The organism is Streptomyces malaysiensis subsp. samsunensis (assembly GCF_024519315.1).
Taxonomy (GTDB): Bacteria; Actinomycetota; Actinomycetes; order Streptomycetales; family Streptomycetaceae; genus Streptomyces; species Streptomyces malaysiensis.
Window position 1 is genome coordinate 1 of sequence record NZ_JANIIC010000073.1, and the last position, 23,329, is coordinate 23,329.

The following is a 23,329-nucleotide window of genomic DNA, read 5'->3' on the forward strand; positions in this document are numbered from 1 at the left end:
AGCACGATGTCGGCGATCTCAGCGAGGCCGCGCGGCGGTGGCCGAGGCGACCGGCTGCCGGCTGGAGGACTGCCTCATCGAGGCTCGAGCCGTCCGTTACGGCCCCGGCTACTGGATCTCGCCGCACATCGACCGGCCCGACAAGGTGGTCACCCAGCTCTGGTACTTCAACTCCCAGTGGCCGGCGAACTGGCAGGGGACACTGCGTATCCTCGGGTCACCCGCGCCCGACGACGTAAGGGCCGAGGTCATGCCGCATCAGGGCTCCTCGGTCCTGCTGGTCCGCTCCGGCGAGTCCTGGCACTGCGTCACCCCGGTCGCAGCCGACGCCTCACAGGACCGGCGCACCCTCCTGCTGCACTTCGTCGACCCCGCGGCCGACACCACTGCGGGCCGTCTGGCGCCGGGCGCGCACAAGTGACCGCCGGGCAGCCAAGCGCAACAATGCGGCGCGGATGCGGGAAAGCGCGGGGCGGCCTCCCTGGAAGAACCCCGCGCAGGGCGCGGCTGGCGGACGCAGCCAGCGTCTGTTGCGCCCTCGCCCCGGATACCCGGTTCCTGATTCTCGGCCGGATACTTCAGGGAGTGGGGGCGTCGGCCATCGTCGCCAACACCACGGCACTGCTCGCGGACTCCTTCCCGCCCGAGCGACTGCCCAGGGCCCTCGGTGTCAACGCGACGCTCATCTCAGCCACCCAAGCGGCCGGACCCCTGCTGGGCGGGGCCGTGACGAACCTCTGGGGCTGGTCAGGAATCTTCTGGGTCAGCGGAGCGACCGGGCTGGTCGCCCTCGGCTTGGCGGCCCACATTCTCCGTCCGGACCGTAACTCCGGCCTCTCGGAGAGGTTCGACCTAGCGGGCGCCCTGCTGTCGGTCCTGTTCCTGGGAGGCGGAGCACTGGCCCTGACCGAGAGCGGCCCGCGAGGCTGGACCAGTGGCACCGTCGTCCTGAGCGCGACGGTGTCCCTGGCCGCCCTCCTCGTCTTCCCCCTCGTCCAGAGCCGTCGCCGGTACCCCCTGTTGGACTCCTGGCTCTTCCGTGACCGGTGCCGCACGATGGCGCTGCTGGCAGCCTTCATGACGGCGACGTTGTACTTCTCGGTCGTGCTGGTGATGTCCCTGTACCTGCAGACGCTTGAGCATCTGGACGCCCTGTCCGCGGGTTTCCAGGTGATGCTCATGGCCGTCGGTTCCATGCTCACCTCTCCGCCGGCGGGGCACTTATCCACCCGCTCCGGTGCGGATGCCGGCCAGCGCGGGCACAGCGACATCCGCACTGGGCATCGCTCTGCTGGCACTGGCGCTCGGCCCGCCCGCACCAGCCGGACTTACCGGGCCGCACTCCCACCGGAACCCCCGCCGACCCGCACCGCACCCCCGGACGGCCCTGGACCGGGGAAATCCGCCCGAACGGAAGGAACGGAGTGAACGTGGAGTACCCCGTCCTCAAGGCCCACGACACCGACTTCGTGGTCCAGGAAAGTATGGTTCTGCCCGTTCAGGACGATCCAGATGCCCCTTACCAGTACGTGCGGCTACGAAAGCGCTGATACACCACCTTCGAGGCGCTCGAGCGCATAGCCGCCTTCTGCGGCGTTTCCGCCTCCGACCTGTCAACGGCGGGACTGAAGGACGAGGACGCCGTCACCGAGCAGCACATAGCGTGCCGGGGGAGACTGCCCCGTGATGCCATCACCGAGTTCAACGTCCGTCACGCCTCCGGTGAGCGCACGATGACACTCACCACTCACGGATACGGCCATCTGAACCTGCACGCCGGGCAGTTGGAGGGGAACCCTTCAGAATCACCGTGCGGTCTGAGCAGCGGGTTCGCCACCACCCTCGGCGCACTTGGCGAGCGTGCCGAGAACCTGTTCTTCGTCAACTATTACGATGTCCAGCGGTTCGGCGTGGCCGGCGGCCCCCGGACCACCCATCAGATCGGCGGCGCCCTGCTCGAAGAGGACTACGGAACGGCTCTCGCCCTGGTCCGGGAGTTCCAGTCCCCGGAAGCAGACCACGCCCGGCGCTTCACCGGACCGGCCGCGCAGTTCTTCGATCGGATCGACCCCCGGGTCCGGGTCTTGTACGAGGCTCGCGCTACCGCTGGTCGCCCCGTTGACGTTCTTGTCGACCGGACCGCCGAAACCTTCGCCACCTGGCCGCGCGGCCATCCCGAGGTGCGGGTCATCTGCCGCGACTGGGCGGGGCCCTTCCAATCGACCTCGGGGTACGCGACGACGCCGACGGAATCGGCCGCCTCGCCGGTGAGGCCGACCACTACATGACCAACGGTTTCCACGCGGCGGCCTGGTGCCTCATCGAGGCTGTAGCGAGGATCTTGTCAAGTTACTGACGTGGCTGGTGAGTTGGGGCGTGTTGAGGGTGCTTGAGTGCTGTGCCGGGTACTGCGGTCAGGCGTGTGCGAGTGTCCCGGCAATAGTCTTCCAGATGCGGAACCGGTGGTTCATTTTGGTGCGATGGTCACTCTCTGTGATCAGGTTCTGTCGGGGTGGAAGTGGCGGAAGATCCGACCGAAGGCGGCGAGGAGCCTCTGGGCCCCTCCGCTGGAGCGGAAGCCCCTCATGGCGTGCTCGCGCTGTCTCGTGGGCTGATGACTGTCCTCGGCCCTGTTGTTCAGGTATCGAACTGCGGTGCTCGACCGACGGCATGACCTCGCGATGGGCGGCACCGCGAGAGCGGAACTTGTCCGTCAGGATGATCCGCGGCGCGTACTCCGGTCCCTTGAGGAGCTTGCGGAAGAAGCGCCTGGCTGCGGCCGTGTCGCGGCGGTCCTGGACGAGAATGTCGAGGACGTTGCCATCCCGATCGACCGCTCGCCGCAGGTACCGCGTCTTCCCGTTGACCTTGACGAACACTTCGTTTTAGACGCCATTTGTCACCGGGAAGCGGCTGCCGGCGGCGCAACTGTGTGGCGTAGGCGCGGCCGAACGTGGCGCACCAGGCCCGGACCGTCTCGTAGGAGACGCTGATGCCACGTTCACAGGAGGAGCTCCTCAACGCCACCGCCAGCCGGCTTCGGGGCAGCGGGGGTTCGCCGCGATGTGCCGCCGGCGGCGGCCCGTGTCTCACCGCCTGACGGCTGTCCTCAGTGGCGGCCGTGCTGCTGGCGCGCTGCCCGACGCGCCGGGGCGGTCAGGTGGCCCGGGGCGGGGTGCGAAGATCGTTGATCAAGCTCTGACCTGCAAGGGCGATGGAAAGACAGCCGTGGACGTTCCTCGCGAGCTCCACCTTGCGAAGAACACTAGGGATCCCCCTAGGAAGCCCTCGTCGATTTCCACATCGGCCCAGCTCTGGCCTACCGTTTCCCGCGAAATGAGCCATTGCGACGAGGGCCTGTCATCCACATATGGCATTCGCCTGTTGCGCGCCTCACGGAGGGCACGCTCATCTGAATGACGATTGGAGGCGGGTGATGGGGCATACCCCATCGGACACGATCGCGGTTGTCGGTGCGGGAGTCATGGGGCGGAGTATCACCGCACTGGCACTGGGCCGTGGGGTGCACGTCGTGCTGGTCGACGTCTCGGAAGAGGTACTCGGGAACGCCCGGGCGGAAATCGCCCAGCAGCTGCGGCACGGGCAGTTCATGGGCGCCTTCCCCGGCTCCCCGGCCCCCGGAACGCTGACCACGACACAGTCCACCAGCGAAGTCGCGGATGCCGCCGTGGTGATCGAGGCGATCACCGAGGACGCCTCGCTCAAGGCGCGGGTCATGGCGGACATCTCGAGCACGGTCCCCGCCGGGGTCCCGCTCATCACCAACACTTCGGGTATTCCCATCGCCGAACTGGCGAAGTCGGTGCAGCGGCCCGCGGAACTGGCCGGGGTGCACTTCATGAATCCGGCCTATCTCATCGAGATGGTGGAGGTGATTCGCGGCCCGCAGACCGGCGACGATGCCATGGCCGCGATCCTGTCCGTCCTGGAGAGGCTGGGGAAGAAGACGGTCGTCGTGCGCGACGCGCCGGGATTCGTCACCAGCAGGCTGCTGCATCCCATGATCAATGAAGCGGCGAGGGTCGTGGCCGAGGGCACGGCGAGCGTCGAGGCCGTGGACCGGCTGATGCACGGCTGCCTCGGCCATCCGACCGGTCCGCTGCGCACCGCCGATCTGATCGGACTCGACAATCTCGCGGACGCTCTTCGGCTGCTGGCCGAGCGGACCGGGAATCTCACCTTCGAGCCCTGTGAACTGCTCATGGAGAAGGTGCGCCGCGGTGATCTGGGGCGTAAAACGGGGCGCGGGTTCTACGACTATGGAAAGGTGCTTTCGTGAGTATGGACCAGGCGGTCACCGCCGAGGGGATCGAGCAGGCGATCACGGAGTTCGTATCGGGCCGAGTGAAGGCGGAAGTGCCTGCCGATGAGGATCTCTTCGCATCCGGACTGGTGTCGTCGATGTTCGCGATGGAGCTCGTCGTCCATCTGGAACAGGCATTCTCCGTGCAGATCCTGGGAGACGACCTCAAGCGGGACAACTTCCGTACCGTCCAGGCCATGACCGCTTTGGTGGCACGGTTGCGTGGGGTCGAGCAGCCCGCCGATGCCTGAGACCGAGACGCTCACCGGGGCCCGGAAGCTCATCGACGACCTTGTCGGGGACCGGGCCGCGGAATGGGACCGTGCGGGGCTGATCCCCGATGATGTGCTGCGTACGCTGGCCACCCGTGGCCTGCTGTGCGTGGGGGTGCCGGAGACCTTCGGCGGGCCGGGGGCGAGCAGCGCGGCCAACGGCGAGTTCACCGCGTACGTCGGCAGCCGGTGCAGCTCGCTGCGGAGCGTGATGACCTCGCAGGGCATGGCCGCCTGGACCATCCAGCGCCTGGGCAGCCCGCAGCAGCACGCCGAATACCTGCCGAAACTGGCCGGTGGCAAGCTCGCCGCCGTCGCGTTCAGCGAGCCGGAGGCGGGCAGCGATCTGTCGGCGATGACCACGACCATCGAACCGGACGGTGACACCGTCACGGTCCGTGGGCAGAAGGTGTGGACCACCGCGGCTCACTACGCCGACATGATCGTCGTCGTGGGACGATACGGTTCCGGGGCGGCTGCCGTCGTGGTGCCCGCGTCGGCTCCGGGTGTCACCGTCAGCAGGGTCCCGCAGCCGTCCGGCTGCCGGGCGGCGGGCCACGCGGATGTACGACTCGACGATGTGCGGCTGCCCGCCAGTGCGGTACTCGGCGGCGGACAGCCCTTGATGCTCCTGGTGACCACCGCGCTGGCATACGGGCGGATCTCGGTCGCCTGGGGCTGCGTGGGCATCCTCCGGGCCTGTCTGGACGCCGCTCGCGGACACGCCCGCAGCCGACAGCAGTTCGGCAAACCGCTCGCCGGCCACCAGCTCGTGGGCCGCCACCTGGCGAACCTGCTGACCGCCGAGCAGATCGCCACCCGGGTGTGTGAACACGCCAGCCGGTGCTGGGACGACGGCTCACCCGAGATGGTCGTCGCCACCGTTCTCGCCAAGCAGGTGAGCGCTGTCCACGCCGCGCAGGGTGCCGCGGCGGCGGTGCAGGTCCTGGGCTCGGCGGCCGCGCACGAGGGCCATGTGGTCGAGCGTGCCTACCGCGACGCGAAGCTCATGGAACTCATCGAGGGCAGTACGGAGATCTGCCAGCTGATCCTCGCCGACCACGCGGTGTCGATGCCGGGGCGTTGAGACGGCGCTCTGAGACAGCGCCACGAGATCGCGCAATGAAGTATGAAGTGCCGCCACAAGACGGCGACATGAGACAAGGAAGAGCCGTGGCTGAACAGACCTCGATCAAGTGTCTGGTGTGGGACCTCGACAACACCCTGTGGCAGGGCACGTTGCTGGAGGACGGCGTGGTGACGCTCCCCGCCCCGATCCGCGACTTGATCGCCGAACTGGACAGCCGCGGCATCCTACAGTCGGTTGCCAGCAAGAACGACCACGACCAGGCGTGGAAGCAATTGGAGGAGCTGGGCGTCGCCGAGTACTTCATTCTTCCGCGCATCGGCTGGGGACCGAAGTCCGATTCGGTGCGGGAGATCGCGGCCGAGCTCAACTTCGCGCTCTCCACGATTGCCTTCGTCGATGACACGCCGGCGGAGCGGGCGGAAGTCCAGTTCCATCTCCCGGAGGTCCGCTGCTACGCCGCCGAGCGGTTGCCCGAGCTCGCCGCCCTGCCGGAGTTCAGTCCGGCGAGGGTGACAGTGGACGCGCGCCGCCGCCGGGAGATGTACCAGGCCGGATTCCAGCGGAAGGCGGCCGAGGCGGATTTCCAGGGGCCGAGTGATGACTTCCTGCGTTCCCTGGAACTCGTGATGCGCATCGAGCGCGCCACCGAGGAGGACTTGTCCCGGGTGGAGGAACTGACGCTGCGCACCAGCCAGATGAACGCCACGGGGGTGCACTACTCCCTCCCCGATTTGCGTGGACTGCTGGCCGATCCACGCCATGAGGTACTGGTCACCACGCTCAACGACCGGTTCGGGCCCCACGGTGCGATCGGCCTGGAGCTGCTGGAGAAGCACCCGCGCGCCTGGCATCTGAAGCTGCTGGCCACGTCGTGCCGGGTGGTGTCGTTCGGCGCCGGTTCGGCGATCCTGCGCTGGCTCACCGATCAGGCAGCCCACGCGGGCGTCCATCTGGTCGCCGACTTCCGCCGGACCGAGCGCAACCGGATGATGGACATCGCCTACCGTTTCGCCGGTTTCACCGACGAGCCGTGCGACTGCCGGGCCGAACTGCCCGCGCCCGAGCAGGAGGAAATCCACCGGCTGCATCTGACTCCGGAGCCCTCCGCCCCGCCACCCACGATGGAGCTGCACGCCGTGAGCCTGCGAGGGGTTTGAGCGAGGACCGGAGAGAAAGACCGGCCAAGACCAGCCGAGGTCAGAGAAGACCAGAGGCGACGACGAGAGAACACCAGAGAAAATGGATGACGCATGGCGAACCAGGTAGGTCTCCCGGCCGCGCTCTCGGAGTACATCCGGGAGTCTTCCCTGCGCGAGGACGGGATCCTGCGGCAGCTACGGGAGACGACGGCGGAGCTTCCCGCGGGCAGCGCGATGCAGGTCATGCCCGAGGAGGGCCAGCTGCTGACGCTGCTGGCCGGTCTCACCCCGGCTCGCAGGATCCTGGAGGTCGGCACGTTCACCGGGTACAGCACCCTGTGCCTGGCCCGTGCGCTCGCGCCCGGCGGACGGCTGGTCACCTGCGACATCACCCACCGGTGGCCGGGGATCGGCGCGGACTACTGGGCCAGGGCGGGCGTCGAAGACAAGATCGACCTTCGGATCGGTGACGCGACCCAAACCCTCAAGACCCTCCTCGCGGAAGAGGGCCCGGGAGCCTTCGACTTCGTGTTCATCGACGCCGACAAGCAGGGCTACCCGGACTACTACGAGACAGCGCTGGCTCTCCTCGGTGAGCGCGGGCTGATCGTGGTCGACAACACGCTGTTCTTCGGCAAGGTCGTGGACCCCGACGCGCAGGACGCCGACACTGCCGCGATCCGCGCGTTCAACACGCTGGTCCGGGACGATCCGCGGGTGGAGATGTCCCTGGTCCCCATGGCGGACGGCATCACCCTGATCCGTAAGAAGCCGCAGCCGGTGGGGGAGTGAGCGGTTCACCGGGACGGCGGCACCCGCATCACGGCGGCCCCGAGTCGCCACCATGGTCCCCGTGGCCCCCGCCGCACGCGGGGGGCACGGGGACCATGGTGGCGACGCTCAGGTGACCACCCTCGGTATGAACGCCGCGTGGGCCCCGTCGGAGTAGCGGCGCAGTTCGACGCCGTACACCTCGGCGGAGCGGAGTTGTTGGCCGAGAAATCTGAGGACCAGGTTGAATTCGGGCGGGAAATGGCTGGCCACAATGACCATCCGGAGCCTGCCCAGGGCCAGATTCGATTCGAGGGTGCGCAGGAACGAGCCCTCGTCGACCGTATAGCCCATCTCCGCCAGCAAACTCTCCCCGGTGCTGTTCTGCAATTGCGCGGTGTACTCCAGTGATCGCTGGAGGATATGGAGCGGCCAGTGCCGTGCCCCGCTGCCCGCGTAGTCGAGTATTTTCGCCAGGGCGCTGTGCGCGTTCCAGGTGTCGTGTGGTTCCACCACTTCGACGATAATCGGAATGCCCCTGGGATCGGCGAACAGATGGGTGGCGCTGAAGGAGTAGCCGTCCGTGTCCGGCATGATGTCCGTGGAGTTCCTGCGGATGAGCAGGAGCGGCGAGTTGGCCTCGTGGCCGTTTGCCGCCGTGGACAGCAGGTCCGGATAGCGCACGAGGATCTCGTGAAGCGGCGGGTCCTGGTGGGCCGCCGTCGGTGTGAGCTGGGAGAGCCCGGTGTCGGTCTGCAACACGATGCGTCGGTTCCATGTCTCGGCGCCCGGCCCCGCGAGTGCATCGCGTCGGCGCGCATGCCGGCCTGAGGTCGTCCGCCCCGGATCCGCCGGCAGCAGTGCGGGGCGCTCCATCCAGCTGTCGACCGAAACAAGGCAGGAATTCAGTATGAACGCCAGCGTCTTGTAGGTTCCGGTGAGGGCCAGCAGTTCGAGGATCTGCTTCTCGCTGTAGCGATCGGCGAGTTGCTTCCATGTGTCGTCCGAGACGGCCGACTGGGTGTGGAGCTCGTCGACCGCCTGGAGGAGGGCGGCTTCGAAGAGCGACCAGTCGGTGACGTCTTCCGAGGCGACCCGGGCGATCTCCGTCTCGCTCAGCCCGACGAACAGTCCCGCGGCGTGGTGGTGCGCCCAGATGTACGGGGCCTGCGAGCGCCATGCCGTCCGCAGGATCACCATTTCGCGTTCGCGCGGCGGGAGGATGTCACCGGCGACATGCGTCAGCAGCGGCTGCATCGCGGGCAGCAGTGTCGGATGGTTCGCGATGGTCCGGTGGACGTTTGGTGGAGGCCGGTCCGCGAGGATCCCGTTCAGTGACTCCTTGATCTCCTGTGCGTAGACCTGGCCGGCCGGTGTGACGGCGAAGTCGTCCGCGTCCTGCGGATCGATCCTGGGCCGCATTTCCTTCACCCTCAAGCTATGTGTTGTCACGACAGTGTCTCGTCGACGCGCCGTAGGATTCCCCCCGGGCGGCTCTTTTCGGCCGACCGGGCTCTACCATAAGCGATCGTCGGAGTTCTCGAACACCGGGGGTCTAGGGGAGTTCCTAGCAACCGTTTTGGTGGCCTTCCTTCGTGTTTGGCGACGGCACTGGCATGTCATGCGCCGATGACGGTGGAAATGTGCGGCGAACGGCCCCGAATGGAGAGCGGCGACACGCACCTTGATATATGAGGAATGTCAGTTGACCTCCCATGTATCATCTGCGCATTGTTGATCGCGACTCGAACGACAGTCCGGTGTCGACGGATTAATTGGAGATCGGGCGTGCGTCAGCACCTGCTCTCCTGCCAAGCCTGCGAAGACGATGAGTTGGGGAGCGGTGCCGTGAGCGGAGCCGAGTCCATGTCCGTCCAGGGACTCCACGAGACGGACACCGCGATCGCGGTGGTGGGAGTGTCCTGCCGGTTGCCGTCCGCGGCGGACCCCGCGCGGTTCTGGCGGCTGCTGACCGGCGCGGTGAGCGCGGTGTCATCGGTACCACCGAGCCGGTGGAGCGACGAGGACGTGGCAGCGGGCTCCGATGGGGTCGGCTGGGGCGCCTTCGTGGACGAAGTCGACCGTTTCGACGCGGAGTTCTTCGGGATCTCGCCGCGCGAGGCGCGGGCGATGGACCCACAGCAGCGTCTCGCGCTGGAGCTTGGCTGGGAGGTCCTGGAGGACGCGGGCATACTCCCGGACGCGGTACGCGGCGGTGGCACCGGCGTGTTCATCGGTGTGACCGCGGACGACTACGGCGTACTGGACCGGCGCAGGGGACCGGCCGCGATCGGACATCACACGCTGACCGGTCTGAACCGGAGCGTCATCGCGAACCGGGTCTCCTACTTCCTCGGGCTCCGGGGACCGAGTCTGGTGGTGGACACCGGGCAGTCGTCCGCGCTGGTGGCGGTGCACCTGGCGTGCGAGAGCCTGCGGCGCGGGGAGTCGGCCATGGCGCTGGCCGGCGGTGTGCAGCTCAACCTGGCGCCGGACAGCGCGGTGGCGGCCTCCCGGCTCGGCGCCCTGTCACCGGACGGCCGCTGCTTCACCTTCGACGAGCGCGCAGGCGGCTATGTGCGTGGCGAGGGCGCGGGAATGGTGCTGCTCAAGCCCCTGGCGAAGGCGTTGGCCGACGGGGATGAGATCTACTGCGTCATCGAGGGCAGCGCGGTGGGCAACGACGGCCCCAGCGAGGGCCTGACCACCCCCGATCCGGCGGGGCAGGAAACGGTTCTGCGGGCGGCGTGCCGACGCGCCGGGGTCGATCCAACCGCGGTCCAGTACGTGGAACTGCACGGCACCGGTACCCGGGTGGGCGATCCGGTGGAGGCGGCGGCGCTCGGCGCGGTGTACGGGGCGGGTCGTGCCACCGACCACCCGCTGCTGGTCGGTTCGGCGAAGACGAACGTGGGGCATCTGGAGGGTGCCGCGGGCATCGTCGGCCTTCTCAAGGTCGTGCTGTCGCTGCGGAACGGCGAGTTGCCGGCGAGCCTGAACCATGAACTCCCCAACCCCGCCATCCGCTTCGACGAGTGGCGCCTGGAAGTGGCCACCTCGACCCGCCCCTGGCCCTACCGCGACGGCCGGGCCCTGGCCGGAGTGTCGTCCTTCGGCATGGGCGGCACCAACTGCCACGTGATCGTGTCCGCCGCCGAACCGGCCCCCACAGGCGTACCCGCGGGCACGGACGCACCCGCAGGCGCGGACACGGACGGGCGCGCCGGCATGGCGGACAGCGCCCTCATGGCGGGTGGCGCCGTGCCGTGGCCGCTGTCGGGCCGCACTCGGGACGCGCTGCGCACGCAGGCCGTCCGCCTCGCCTCCCAACTGGCGGAGAACCACCGGCTCGACCCGGTGGACGTGGGCTTCTCCCTGGCCACCACCCGGACCGCGTTCCGCCACCGCGCCGTCGTCCTCGCGCCGGACCGGCCGGGTGCCCCGGACGCGCTGGCGGCGCTGGCCGACGGTGAGTCCGCGCCGGGCGTGGTGCGAGGAGTCGCCGATGTCGAGGGCAGGACGGTGTTCGTCTTCCCCGGGCAGGGTTCGCAGTGGGCGGGCATGGGTGTCCGGCTGATGGCGGAGTCCCCGGTGTTCGCCGAGCGGCTGGCCGAGTGCGCCGCCGCGCTCGCGCCCCATGTGGACTGGTCGCTGCCGGAGGTGTTGCGACAGGCCCCGGGCGCGCCCTCGCTGGAACGGGTGGATGTGGTCCAGCCCGCCTCCTGGGCGGTGATGGTCTCCCTCGCGGCGGTATGGCAGGCGCACGGGGTGGTCCCGGACGCGGTGCTGGGGCATTCCCAGGGGGAGATCGCGGCGGCGTGCGTGTCCGGTGCGCTGTCCCTGGAGGACGCGGCCCGCGTGGTGGCGCTGCGCGGCCAGACCATCGCACGCCGTCTGGCGGGGTCGGGCGGCATGCTGTCGGTGTCGCTGCCCTTGGCCGAGGTCGAGGCGTGGCTGCGTCGCTGGGACGGCCGGGTGTCGGTCGCGGCGCTGAACGGGCCCGGCTCGGTGGTGGTCTCCGGTGAACTGGACGCGCTGGACGAGCTGCTCGAGGAGCTGACCGGCACGGATGTGCGGGTGCGGCGGGTCGCGATCGACTACGCCTCGCACTCGGCGCAGGTGGAGCAGGTGCGCGAGGAGATGTCGGCCGCGCTGGAGGGCATCAGCCCGCGCCGGGCCGAGGTGCCGTTCTTCTCCACGGTCACCGGCGAGTGGCTGGACACCACCGGTATGGATGCCGGGTATTGGTACCGCAATCTGCGGCAGACCGTCCGCTTCGAACCGGCCGTCCGGGCGCTGCTCGGGCAGGACCACCGGGTCTTCGTCGAGGTCAGCACCCATCCGGTGCTGACCGCCGGGGTGCAGGATGTCATCGACGAGGCCGATGTCCGGGCGGTCGCCGTCGGCACGCTGCGCCGGGACCTGGGCGGGGCGGACCGGTTCCTGAGCTGTCTGGCGGAGGTGTACGTCCGCGGGGTGCCGGTCGACTGGTCGCAGGCGTTCGCCGGGACCGGCGCCCGGCGGGTGGCCCTGCCGACGTATGGGTTCCAGCGGGAGCGGTACTGGCTCCCGGAGCCCGTCGGTGATGCCACGGCGGGGGACGCCGTCGCGGCCGCTCCGATGGCCGTACGCGGACCCGCCGCCGGCCTGGAGCCGACGTCGGAGGCGGTTTCGGAACGGGCCGTGGAGCGTGCGGGGTCCGACGCGTCGTGGACCCGCGCCGACCTGGGACGGCTGGTCCGGGCGGAGGCGGCGGTGGTGCTGGGCTTCACCTCCGCGGAGCAGGTGAACCCGGCGGTGTCCTTCCGGGAGTTGGGCTTCGACTCGGCGATGACCGTGGAGCTGGTGACCCGGCTGAAGGCGGCCACCGGCCTGCGGATACCCAACACCGTGCTGTTCGACCATCCCACCCCCGACCGGTGCGCCGACCATCTGGCCGCCGAGCTCACCGGCCCGGTCACCGCCGGCACCCCGGCGGCGGCGCCCGCCGCCCCGGCGGACGACCCGGTGGTCATCGTGGGCATGGCCTGCCGCTACCCGGGCGGGGTGAACTCGCCCGCGGAACTGTGGGACTTGGTGTCAGGTGAAGTCGATGCGGTCTCCGACATGCCCACCGGCCGGGGGTGGGCGCCCGAGATCACGGCGACCGGCAGACCGGGCGGGTTTCTGTACGACGCGGACCGGTTCGACGCGGCGCTGTTCGGGATCTCGCCGCGCGAGGCCGAGGCCATGGACCCGCAGCAGCGGCTGGCGCTGGAGGTCAGTTGGGAGGCGGTGGAACGGGCCGAGATCGCCCCGTCGTCCCTGCAGGGCAGCCGGACCGGGGTGTTCATGGGGGCGATGGCCCAGGACTACGGCCCCAGGCTGCAGGACAGCGCCGGCGCCGCGGAGGGATATCTGCTCACCGGCACCTCGCCGAGCGTCCTCTCCGGCCGGATCGCCTACGCCCTGGGGCTGCACGGGCCCACGCTGACCGTGGACACGGCGTGCTCGTCGTCGCTGGTGGCGCTCCACCTGGCGGCGCAGGCGCTGCGCGGTGGCGAGTGCTCCCTGGCGCTGGCCGGCGGGGTCACCGTCATGTCGGAACCGGGCATCTTCGTGGAGTTCGCCCGGCAGGGCGGTCTGTCGCCCGACGGCCGCTGCAAGGCGTACGCGGAGGGAGCGGACGGCACCGGCTGGTCCGAGGGCGTGGGCGTACTGGTCCTGGAACGGCTCTCGGACGCGCTCCGCGGCGGCCACCGGGTGCTGGCGGTACTGCGCGGTTCCGCGGTCAACTCGGACGGGGCGTCGAACGGCCTGACCGCGCCCAGCGGAATCGCGCAACGGCAGGTGATCGGCCAGGCCCTGGCCGGTGCGGGCCTGCTCTCCTCGGACGTGGACGCCGTGGAGGGACACGGCACCGGCACCCGGCTGGGCGACCCCATCGAGGCCCAGGCGCTGCTGGCCACCTACGGGCAGGGCCGCGACTCGGACCGTCCGCTGCTGCTGGGGTCGCTCAAGTCCAACATCGGGCATGCGCAGGCCGCCGCCGGTGTCGCGGGCGTCATCAAGATGGTCCTGGCCATGCACCACGGTGTGCTGCCGCGCACCTTGCACGTGGACGCGCCGTCGTCACAGGTGGACTGGTCGGCCGGGGCGGTGGAACTGCTCACCGGGTCCTTGCCGTGGCCACCGGCCGAACGGCCCCGCCGTGCGGGTGTGTCGTCGTTCGGGATCAGCGGCACCAACGCGCATGTGATCGTCGAACAGCCACCGGCGAACGGGCCCGATGAGTCCGCCGGGCGGGCACCGGCCGCGCCGCAAGCGCAGACCGGGCCCGAGGTGGCGCCGTGGCCGGTGTCGGCCCGTACCGAGGCGGCGCTGGACGCCCAACTGGACCGGCTGGCCGCGTTCGTGGCCGACACCGGCGCGACGGCGCCGGACATCGGCTACTCGCTGGCGACGACACGCTCCGAGCTGGAGCACCGAGCGGTCCTCCTGGCCGCGCCGGACACCATGGCGGACGGCGACCGGCGTCCCGTGACGGTGGCGCGGGGCACGGCGGTGGGCGACCCCGGCCCGGTGGCGCTGCTGTTCGCCGGACAGGGCGCGCAGCGACTGGGCATGGGCCGTGCACTGCACGCCCGTTTCCCGGTGTTCGCAGCGGCATGGAACGAGGTCTGCGCCCTGCTGGACGCCGAGCTGGAGCGGCCGTTGCGCGAAGCGGTATTCGGCGACGAGACGGGATTGCTGGACCGCACCGAGTACGCCCAACCCGCGCTGTTCGCCCTGGAAGTGGCCCTTTACCGGCTGGTGGAGTCGTGGGGCGTGACGCCCGGTCTGCTGGTCGGCCATTCCGTCGGGGAGATCGCCGCGGCACATGTGGCCGGGGTGCTGTCGCTGCCCGACGCGTGCCGGCTCGTCGCGGCACGCGGACGGCTGATGCAGGCGCTGCCGGAGGGCGGCGCCATGGTCGCCCTGCGGGCCACCGAGGACGAGGTGGCGCCACTGCTCGCCGACGCCGGGGACCGGTGGGGACTCGCCGCGGTCAACGGCCCTCAGTCGGTGGTGGTGTCCGGGGAGGCCGACGCGGTCGAGGCGATAGCGGACCGGTTCGCGGCGGACGGCCGCAAGACCACCCGGCTGCGTGTCGGCCACGCGTTCCACTCCCCGTTGATGGCGCCGATGCTGGACGACTTTCGCGCGGTCGTCGAGGGCCTGTCCTTCGGCGAGCCGCGCATTCCGATCGTCTCGACCGTCACCGGTGAACGGATCGAGGCGGAACACATCCGCAGTCACGACTACTGGGTGGAGCACGTCAGCCGGACCGTGCGGTTCGCCGACGCGGTCGGCGCCGCGGCCGCGGCCGGCGCCCGCACCTTCCTCGAACTGGGCCCCGACGCGACGCTGTCCGTGCTCGCCGAGGACGCCCTCACCGACATGGCGCAGGTGGCGGCGGTGCCACTGCTGGACAGGGAGCGTGGCGAGGAGTCCACGGCGCTGACGGCGGCGGCCCGGCTGTATGTGCGGGGCGTACCGGTCCGGTGGGCCGAACTGTTCGCCGGGACCGGCGCCCGCCGTATCGCGCTGCCGACCTACGCGTTCCAGCGGGACCGGTACTGGACCGCGTCCGCCGTGTCCTCTGCGGTTGGCGCGGTCTCGGCCGGGCTCGACCGTATGGCGCACCCGCTGCTCGGCGCGGCCGTGGAACTGCCCGAGAACGGTGGTCAGCTCTGCACCGGAGTGCTGTCGGTGACGGCGCAGCCATGGCTGGCCGACCATGTGGTGGCCGGACATACGACCTTCCCCGGGGCCGGCTTCGTGGAACTGGCCGTACGGGCGGGTGACGAGGTCGGCTGCGGTCTGGTCGAGGAACTCACCCTGGCCGCACCGCTGGTGCTGTCCGGGCCGGGCGACGGCGGTGTGCACGTCCAGGTCGCGCTCGGCGCCCCCGACGACGGCGGCCGACGCACCCTGGGCATCCACGCACGGCCGGCCGCCGGCCCGCCGGACGCGCCGTGGACACGGCACGCCACCGGCGTCCTCGCGCCGGACACGTCCACGGCCGACACCGACACCGGGCGGGTGTGGCCGCCCGCGGACGCCGTACCGGTCGACCTGGACGGCTTCTACGAGCAATGGCGCGATGCCGGACTCGCCCACGGGCCGGCGTTCCGAGGTGTCCGGGCGGTCTGGACGGCCGGTGACGAGGTGCTGGCCGAGGTCGTCCTTCCCGAGCACGCGGCCGACGACGCCGACGCGTACCGTCTGCATCCCGCGCTGCTGGACGCGGCGCTGCACATCGTGCCGCTGGCCGGTCCCGATGGCCCGGACGGCGGATGGCCGGACCCGATCTGGGCCGAGGCGTTTTCCCGGTCCGAGGCGTCGTCCTGGTCGGGGGTGCTGCTGCGCGCCGTGGGCGCGTCGGTGCTGCGAGTGCGGCTGCGCAGGACGGGAGGTGACACGGTCACACTGACCGCGACGGACGTGGCGGGCGATCCGGTGGTGTCGGTGCGCACGCTGACGCTGCGCCCGCGGGCCGTGCCCACCACGGCGGCCACGGCCGATCGGCCGCTGCTGCGCCTGGACTGGCGGCCCGCCCCGGTGCCGGACACCGCTGGTCACGACCGTGTCGCGACCGAGGACGCGGTGCTGGTGCCGGTCCTCGCACCGGTGGGCGTACCGGTGCCGGAGGCGGTCCGTGCCGTCACCGCGTCGGTGCTCGACACGTTGAGGCGACACCTCGACGAGGCGGACGGCGCGTATGGCGGGGACGGCGACGGTCGGCCCTCACGGCTGGTGTTCATGACCCGTGGAGCGGTGGCCACCACCCCCGGCACGGCCCCCGATGTGGTGGCGGCGTCGGTGTGGGGACTGGTGCGTTCGGCTCAGCGGGAGATCCCCGGCCGGTTCGTGCTGCTCGACCTGGAGGCCGTGGAAGACGCGGACGGCGGGCAGCTGGTGTCGCCTGACCCGGCGACGCTCCGCGCGGCGCTGGACTGTGGTGAGCCGGAGTTGGCGTTGCGCGCCGGTGAGCTGCTGATGCCCCGTCTGATCCCGGCCGACGCCCCGGACCCGGCGGCGTCGGGCACCGTGTGGGGCGGCGCGGGCACCGTGCTGGTCACCGGTGGTCTCGGCGGTCTCGGCGCGCTGGTCGCCCGGCACCTGGTGACCGCGCACGGGGTGCGTCATCTGGTGCTGGCCGGGCGTCGGGGCGCCGACACCGAGGGCGCCGATGAACTGGTGGCCGAGCTGACCGGACAGGGCGCGCGGGTGACCGTCGCCGCCTGCGACGTCTCCGACCGTGCGGCCGTGGCGGCCCTACTGGCGACGTTCCCGGCCGAGGATCCGCTGACCGGTGTGGTGCACACCGCCGGTGTGCTCGACGACGGACTGGTCGGGGCGCTCACCCCGGACCGGCTGGACACGGTGTTCCGCCCGAAGCTGGACGGGGCGTGGCATCTGCACGAACTGACGCGGGACCGCGGACTGACCGCGTTCGTGGTGTTCTCGTCGGTGTTCGGTGTGCTTGGCAACGCGGGGCAGGCCAGTTACACCGCGGCGAACGCGTTCCTGGACGCGCTGGCGCGGCGGCGGACCGCGGAGGGGCTGGCGGGACTGTCCATCGGCTGGGGGCCGTGGCGGCAGGACACCGGGGGCATGACCGCTTCGCTGAGCGCCGTGGAGATGCGGCGGATCACCGGGGGCGGGCTGCCGGAACTCGCCGTCGACCAGGGGCTGTCCTGGTTCGACACCGCGGGCGCGCAGGACGAGTCCTTCGTTGTCGCCGCACACATCGACCGGGCCGCCCTGCGGGCGGGTGACACCGTGCCCGCCGTCCTCCACGGCCTGGTCCCCGCCCAACCCACCCGTCGCACCGCCACCGCCGCTGCCGCCATCGCCACCGGCGGCAGCCTCGACCCGCTGGCCGGGCTGACGGCCGACCAGGCCCGTGTCACCCTGCTGCGGTGGGTGCGCGAGCAGGTGATGGCGGTGCTCGGACACACCAACCCGGCGGCGGTCGAGGCCGGGCGGACCTTCAAGGACATGGGCTTCGACTCCCTGACCGCCGGTCAGTTGCGGAACGGCCTGCGGACCCGGACGGGCCTGAGCCTGCCCTCGACGCTGATCTACGACCATCCGACCCCGGAAACCCTGGCCGCCCATCTGTGGACCGAGCTGGGCGGCGCGGCGGACGAGCGGCAGGAGAGCGCCGGGCCGGCCCCGATCACGGCGGGTGGCCCGGCGGCCGGGGCGACCGCTGCCGAGCCGATCGCGATCATCGGCATGAGCTGCCGTTTCCCCGGCGGGGTCCGCTCGCCCGAGGAGCTGTGGGAGCTGCTGGCCGAGGGCACGGACGCCATCCGCCCACTGCCCGCCGACCGCGGCTGGGGCCCGGGTGTGTACCACCCCGACCCGGAGCGCACGGGCACGACCTACTCGGCGGCGGGGGGCTTTCTGGACGGCGTGGCCGAGTTCGACGCGGCGTTCTTCGGCATCTCCCCGCGTGAGGCGGTCTCGATGGACCCGCAGCAGCGGATGCTGCTGGAACTCGCCTGGGAGGCGTTCGAACGCGCCGGGCTCGACCCCACATCCCTGCGGGGCAGTACGACGGGCACCTTCGTCTCGGCTACGGCCCAGCAGTACGGCGCGGGGGCGTCGGCGGACTCCGATGGGTATCAGCTCACCGGCACCCTCCCCAGCGTGCTGTCCGGCCGTCTCTCCTATCTGTTCGACTTCAGCGGTCCGGCCGTGACGGTGGACACGGCCTGCTCGGCCTCCCTGGTCGCGCTGCACCTGGCGTGCCAGTCGCTGCGCTCGGGGGAGAGCACCCTGGCCCTCGCGGGCGGCGCGACGGTGCTGTCCGGCCCGGACGCCCTCGTCTCGCTGAGCAGGCACCGGGTCATGGCAGCGGACGGGCGGTGCAAGGCGTTCGCCGAGTCGGCGGACGGGATGGGCATCGCCGAAGGCGCCGGTCTCCTGGTGCTGGAGCGGCTGTCGGACGCGGTCCGGCACGGCCACCGGGTGCTCGCGGTCGTCCGTGGGTCGGCGGTGAACTCCGACGGCGCCTCCAACGGGCTGACCGCGCCGAGCGGGCCGGCGCAGCAGCGGGTCATCCGGCAGGCCCTCGCCAACAGCGGGCTTTCGGCGTCCGACATCGACGCGGTCGAGGCCCATGGAACCGGCACCGCGCTGGGCGATCCGATCGAAGCACACGCGCTGCTGGCCACCTACGGCCAGGACCGGGGCGGCAATCCGCCGCTGCTGCTCGGCTCCGTCAAGTCCAACATCGGACACACCCAGGTGGCCGCCGGTGTCGCGGGTGTCATCAAGATGGTGATGGCGCTGCGGCACGGCCGGCTGCCGAAGACGCTGCACGCCGCCGAACCGTCCTCCCGGATCGACTGGGACTCGGGCGCGGTCAGGCTGCTGACCGAGGCTGCCCCCTGGCCCGAACTGGGCCGTCCGCGACGGGCCGCGGTGTCGGCGTTCGGCATGAGCGGGACCAACGCCCACGCCGTGCTGGAACAGGCCCCACCGGCCGCCGGCCGGCCCCCGCTCGCGGATGCCGCGCCGGACGGGCCGGTGGCGTGGCCGCTGGCGGCCAAGTCGGCCGGTGCGCTGCGCGCCCAGGCCGCGAAACTGCTCGCACACCTGGACGGCCATCCCGGGCCGCGGCCCGTGGACATCGGGCATTCGCTGGCCATGACCCGCGCCGCGTTCGAGCACCGGGCGGTGCTGGTCGGCGGCGACCGGGCGGCGCTGCGCGGGAGCCTGGCGGCCCTGGCCGAGGGCACCTCGACCGCCGGTGCGGTACGGGGGACGGCGGCCGAACGCGGCACGGTGGTCTTCGTCTTCCCCGGACAGGACGGGGCCTGGCCGGGAATGGCGGCCGAACTGCTCGATGTCTCGCCCGTCTTCGCCGCCCGCGTCGCCGACTGCGAGGCGGCCCTGGCCCCGTATCTCGACTGGTCGCCGTCCGGTGTGCTGCGCGGTGCGCCCGACGCTCCGCCGATCGAGCGGCGGCCTGATGTGCTACAGCCCGTGCTGTGGACGGTCATGGTCTCCCTCGCCGCTCTCTGGCGCTCATTGGGTGTCGAGCCGGCCGCCGTGGTCGGCCACTCGCAGGGCGAGGTGGCCGCCGCCTGTGTCAGTGGCGGTCTGTCGCTGGACGACGGCGCCCGCGTGGTGGCGCTGCGCAGTCGGCTCATCCACGAGCGCCTGTCCGGGCGCGGCGCGATGATGTCGGTGATGGCACCGCCGGAGCGGGTGCGGGAACTGCTGGACGGGACGTCCGACGCGGTGTCCATCGCGGCGGTCAACGGGCCCAAGACGGTGACCCTTTCCGGCGATCCGGCCGCTCTTGACGAGGTCGAGCGCGCCCTGTCCGCCGCCGGGATCATGCGCTGGCGGTTGGCCGGGGTGGACTTCGCCGCCCACTCGGCGCACATCGACGAGATCGAGGCCGAACTGATGGAGTTGCTGGCGCCGGTGCGGCCCCGCCCGTCGACGGTGCCGTTCCACTCCACGGTCACCGGGGGCCGTCTGGACACCGAGGAGTTGGACGCCCGCTACTGGTGCCGGAACCTGCGGCAGACCGTGTCCTTCGCCGAGACGATGACGGGTCTCGTACGCGAGGGACACGGCTTCATGATCGAGGTCGGCCCGCATCCGGTGCTCGCGGTCGGCACCAGCGAGATCATCGAGAACGCGAACAGCCCGGCGGTCACCCTGGGCACTCTGCGCCGGGACGACGGCGGATGGGACCGTGTCCTGCGCTCGCTGGGGGAGGCGTACGCCCATGGCGTGCCCGTCGACTGGAGCACGGTCCTCCCCGGCGGCCACACGGTGGACCTGCCCACCTACGCGTTCCAGCACGAGTCGTACTGGTTCGCCCCGCCCGCCTCGGGGCCCGGCACGGCCGCGGTGGCCGACGAGCCGCTGTGGGACGCCGTGGACCAGGGGGACGCCGCCGCGGTCGCCACGCTGATCGGCCTCGAAGCGGAGAGCAAGGGCGCGCTCGACTCGGTGCTCCCGGCGCTGTCGGCGTGGCACAGGCGGCAGGACGAGTACGCGCTGACCAGTGCGCGGCGCTACCGGACGGTGTGGACACCGCTGCGTGTCCCCGCCGACCCCGCGCTCACCGGAACCTGGCTGGTCCTCACCACGGACGGGGACGGCGACGCGGAGGTGCCGACCGCGCTGACCGCATACGGCGCCCGAGCGCGCCGTGTGGTCCTCGACGAGAGCTGCACCGACCCCGTGGTGTTGGCGGCACGGCTCCGCGACGCCGGCCTCGACCGCGCGGCCGGAGTGCTGTCGCTGCTCGCGACGGCCGAGGAGGCGGCCGGTGGCGAACCCGCGCTGCCCACCGGCGTGGCGCTGACCGTCTCGCTCCTCCAGGCGCTGATGGCGGCCGGGGCCGAGGTGCCGCTGTGGACGGTGACCCGCGGCGCGGTCTCGACCGGCCCCGCCGACCCGGTCCGTAACCCCCGGCAGGCGATGGTCCTCGGACTCGGACGGACCGCGGCGCTGGAGGCACCCTCGCTACGAGGCGGGCTGATCGACCTCCCGGAGCGGCTCGACCCCGAGGCGGCCAGGCGGTTCACCGCACTGCTCTCGGCGGGCCCGGGGGAGGAGCAGGCCGCGGTGCGCACCTCCGGTGTCCTCGTCCGGCGGCTGGTGAGGGCACCGGCACGAGCCGACTCGCCCGGCGCCTGGAGCCCCGGCGGCACGACCCTGGTGACGGGCGGCACCGGGACGCTGGGCAGCCGTGCCGCCCGATGGCTGGCCCAACAGGGCGCCGAACACCTGGTGTTGACGAGCCGGTATGGCCCCGCGGCACCTGGTGCGGCCGAACTGGTGGCGGAGCTGACCGCCCACGGGACGACCGCCGAGGTGGTGCCCTGCGATCTGACCGACCGGGACGCCGTGGCCGCGGTGCTCGACCGGCTCTCGGCGGACGGCCGTCCCGTGCGCGCCGTGGTACACACCGTGGGGACGAGGGACCTGGAGCCGCTCGACACGGTGAGCCTCACCTCCCTCGCCCAGGCGGTGCACGCGAAGGTGGCAGGCGCCGCGCACCTCGACGAACTGCTCGACGACACCGGCCTGAACGCCTTCGTGCTGTTCACCTCGGTGGCCGGAGTCTGGGGCATCGGCCACCACGCGGCACAGGCGGCGGCCGACGCGTATCTGGAAGCGCTGGCGTCACGGCGCCGCGGACGGGGCGCCCGCGCGACGGCGATCTCCTTCGTTCCGTGGGAGGAGGCGCGCGACCGGATGAGCGAGCAGGACCGCGAGTACCTCGCGCGCACCGGGGTGTCCTTCCTCGACAGCGACCTGGCCCTGACCGGGCTCGCCCAGGCGCTGCACGAGGACGAGACCGCGCTGACGGTCGCCGACATCGACTGGGAACGCTACCTCCCCTTCGTCACCCCGGCCGCTCCCATCCCGTTCTTCAGTGAGCTGCCGGAGGCACGGAGCCTCGACGAGTCCGTCACCACGGGCGACGACGGCGAGTTCACCGCACGGCTGCGGGGCCTTCCGGCCGAGGAGCGGCGGCACGTCCTCGTCGAGCTGGTGCGCGCCGAGGCCGCGGCGGCCCTCGGCCACGCGTCCGGGCAGGCGGTCGACGAGCACTCGGCCTTCCGCGACCACGGCATGGACTCGCTCGCCGCCATCGACCTGCGCAACCGGCTTGCCACGGCGATGGGTACGGCACTGCCCAGCACCGTCGTCCTGACCCACCCCACCCCGGCCGAACTGGCCGACCACCTCGTCGACCAGCTCGCCTCGCCGTCGGCGAAGGAGGACAGCGGCACCGGCGGCACTGATGGCGTCGCAACGACCGACCTGGTGGTCCGCCTGCACCGCCACGCCGTGCGGACGGGCCGGATGAACGAGGCCGGAACCCTGCTCCTCGACCTCGCCGCGCTCCGGCCCAAGAACACCGAGCCCCTTCCGCCCACGGTGGACCGGCTCACCGCCGACACCTCGGGCACCCGCCTGATCTGCGTGGCCCCCATCGTGCCGCTGACCGGACCCCACACCTACTTCACACTCGCCGGGGCGCTCCCCGGCGACTGGGCCATCACCTGTCTGACGCCTCCCGGTTTCGGCACCGAGGCGAGCCTGCCCGCCACCCGGGAAACACTCGTCGAAGGGCTCGTCCACGCCGTCGAGACGAGCACCGACGGCGACCCCGCCGACCCGGTGGTCCTCCTGGGCACCTCGTCCGGCGGCATCCTCGCCCACGAGACCGCCCGGCGCCTCGCCGAGCGCGGCACGCCCGTGCGGGCCGTCGTCCTCGTGGACACCTACATCCTGGAAACCCCCGCCGCCCAGGGGCTCCAACCCCACCTGTGGCACGCCCTGTACGAGCGCGAACACCTCGCCGACGGCTACACCGCCACCGACCTGTCCGCCTACGCCTGGATGGAACGGCTCCTGCACACCTGGACCCCCGCACCCACCCCGTTCCCGACCCTGCTCCTCCGCGCCTCGGACCCCCTCCCCGCACCGGACGGGACGGACCCGGTGCCGCACGGCTGGCAGACGGACCTCCCCCACATCACCACCACCGTGACCGTCGTGGGCAACCACTTCACCCTCGTCAACCAGCACGCCGCCACCACGGCCGGCCACATCACCGACTGGCTCACCGAGCGGGGGACAGGCGGGAATACCAGCGGAGACGCCGACGTCCTGGAACAGGCGGCTGGAACAGGGGAACGTACCGTGTGACGAAGTC

At 71.4% G+C, this 23,329-nt stretch carries 9 protein-coding genes and 2 pseudogenes; 9 read left to right on the forward strand and 2 right to left on the reverse strand.

Going from position 1 to position 23,329, the window contains the following annotated elements:
• The 3 genes and pseudogenes from NQU54_RS40900 to truD form a co-directional block, all read left to right on the forward strand.
• On the forward strand, positions 1-421 hold a 421-nt coding region (locus NQU54_RS40900), incomplete at its 5' end, for a 2OG-Fe(II) oxygenase (RefSeq protein WP_257635413.1).
• A gap of 23 nt (positions 422-444) precedes the next feature.
• Positions 445-1,428 (forward strand): MFS transporter, encoded by a 984-nt coding sequence (locus NQU54_RS40905; RefSeq protein WP_257635414.1) that lies wholly within the window; start codon positions 445-447, stop codon positions 1,426-1,428.
• 137 nt (positions 1,429-1,565) lie between these two features.
• A pseudogene (gene truD / locus NQU54_RS40910) lies at positions 1,566-2,288 on the forward strand (tRNA pseudouridine(13) synthase TruD); the annotation flags it as partial.
• A 209-nt stretch (positions 2,289-2,497) separates the two neighbouring features.
• On the opposite strand, the pseudogene NQU54_RS50335 reads toward truD, so the two are convergent.
• Positions 2,498-2,879 (reverse strand): annotated as a pseudogene (locus NQU54_RS50335) (DDE-type integrase/transposase/recombinase).
• A gap of 605 nt (positions 2,880-3,484) precedes the next feature.
• Here NQU54_RS50335 and NQU54_RS40920 point away from each other — a divergent pair.
• From NQU54_RS40920 to NQU54_RS40940, 5 genes are all read left to right on the forward strand, one after another.
• The gene (locus tag NQU54_RS40920) at positions 3,485-4,300 is read left to right on the forward strand and encodes a 3-hydroxyacyl-CoA dehydrogenase family protein (protein WP_372506321.1); all 816 of its coding nucleotides are present in this window, start codon (positions 3,485-3,487) and stop codon (positions 4,298-4,300) included.
• 2 nt (positions 4,301-4,302) lie between these two features.
• Positions 4,303-4,575: an acyl carrier protein gene (locus NQU54_RS40925; protein ID WP_257635416.1), complete on the forward strand. Its 273-nt coding sequence runs from the start codon at positions 4,303-4,305 to the stop codon at positions 4,573-4,575.
• On the forward strand, positions 4,568-5,683 hold the full coding sequence (locus NQU54_RS40930; protein ID WP_257635417.1) for an acyl-CoA dehydrogenase family protein: 1,116 nt from the start codon (positions 4,568-4,570) through the stop codon (positions 5,681-5,683). The genes NQU54_RS40925 and NQU54_RS40930 overlap by 8 nt, the downstream gene beginning before the upstream one ends.
• Before the next feature lie 68 nt (positions 5,684-5,751).
• Positions 5,752-6,843, forward strand: a complete 1,092-nt coding sequence (locus NQU54_RS40935) for an HAD-IIIC family phosphatase (RefSeq protein ID WP_306279594.1) — start codon at positions 5,752-5,754, stop codon at positions 6,841-6,843.
• Positions 6,844-6,936: 93 nt separating this feature from the next.
• On the forward strand, positions 6,937-7,617 hold the full coding sequence (locus NQU54_RS40940; protein ID WP_257635419.1) for an O-methyltransferase: 681 nt from the start codon (positions 6,937-6,939) through the stop codon (positions 7,615-7,617).
• Positions 7,618-7,725: 108 nt separating this feature from the next.
• Here NQU54_RS40940 and NQU54_RS40945 read toward each other — a convergent pair whose 3' ends face one another.
• The gene (locus tag NQU54_RS40945; RefSeq protein ID WP_257635420.1) at positions 7,726-9,018 is read right to left on the reverse strand and encodes a carboxymuconolactone decarboxylase family protein; all 1,293 of its coding nucleotides are present in this window, start codon (positions 9,016-9,018) and stop codon (positions 7,726-7,728) included.
• 444 nt (positions 9,019-9,462) lie between these two features.
• On the opposite strand from NQU54_RS40945, the gene NQU54_RS40950 reads away from it, so the two are divergent.
• Positions 9,463-23,322 carry a type I polyketide synthase gene (locus NQU54_RS40950; RefSeq protein ID WP_306279595.1) on the forward strand — a complete coding sequence of 4,620 codons (13,860 nt, stop codon included), beginning with the start codon at positions 9,463-9,465 and terminating at the stop codon, positions 23,320-23,322.
• Positions 23,323-23,329 lie beyond the last annotated feature (7 nt).

What these genes read in the sequence shown, in the direction of transcription:
- NQU54_RS40905 (WP_257635414.1), top strand. Translation starts at nt 445, where the DNA reads ATGCGGCGCGGATGCGGGAAAGCGCGGGGCGGCCTCCCTGGAAGAACC.
- NQU54_RS40920 (WP_372506321.1), top strand. Translation starts at nt 3,485, where the DNA reads ATGGGGCGGAGTATCACCGCACTGGCACTGGGCCGTGGGGTGCACGTC.
- NQU54_RS40925 (WP_257635416.1), top strand. Translation starts at nt 4,303, where the DNA reads ATGGACCAGGCGGTCACCGCCGAGGGGATCGAGCAGGCGATCACGGAG.
- NQU54_RS40930 (WP_257635417.1), top strand. Translation starts at nt 4,568, where the DNA reads ATGCCTGAGACCGAGACGCTCACCGGGGCCCGGAAGCTCATCGACGAC.
- NQU54_RS40935 (WP_306279594.1), top strand. Translation starts at nt 5,752, where the DNA reads ATGAGACAAGGAAGAGCCGTGGCTGAACAGACCTCGATCAAGTGTCTG.
- NQU54_RS40940 (WP_257635419.1), top strand. Translation starts at nt 6,937, where the DNA reads ATGGCGAACCAGGTAGGTCTCCCGGCCGCGCTCTCGGAGTACATCCGG.
- NQU54_RS40945 (WP_257635420.1), bottom strand. Translation starts at nt 9,018, where the DNA reads ATGCGGCCCAGGATCGATCCGCAGGACGCGGACGACTTCGCCGTCACA.
- NQU54_RS40950 (WP_306279595.1), top strand. Translation starts at nt 9,463, where the DNA reads ATGTCCGTCCAGGGACTCCACGAGACGGACACCGCGATCGCGGTGGTG.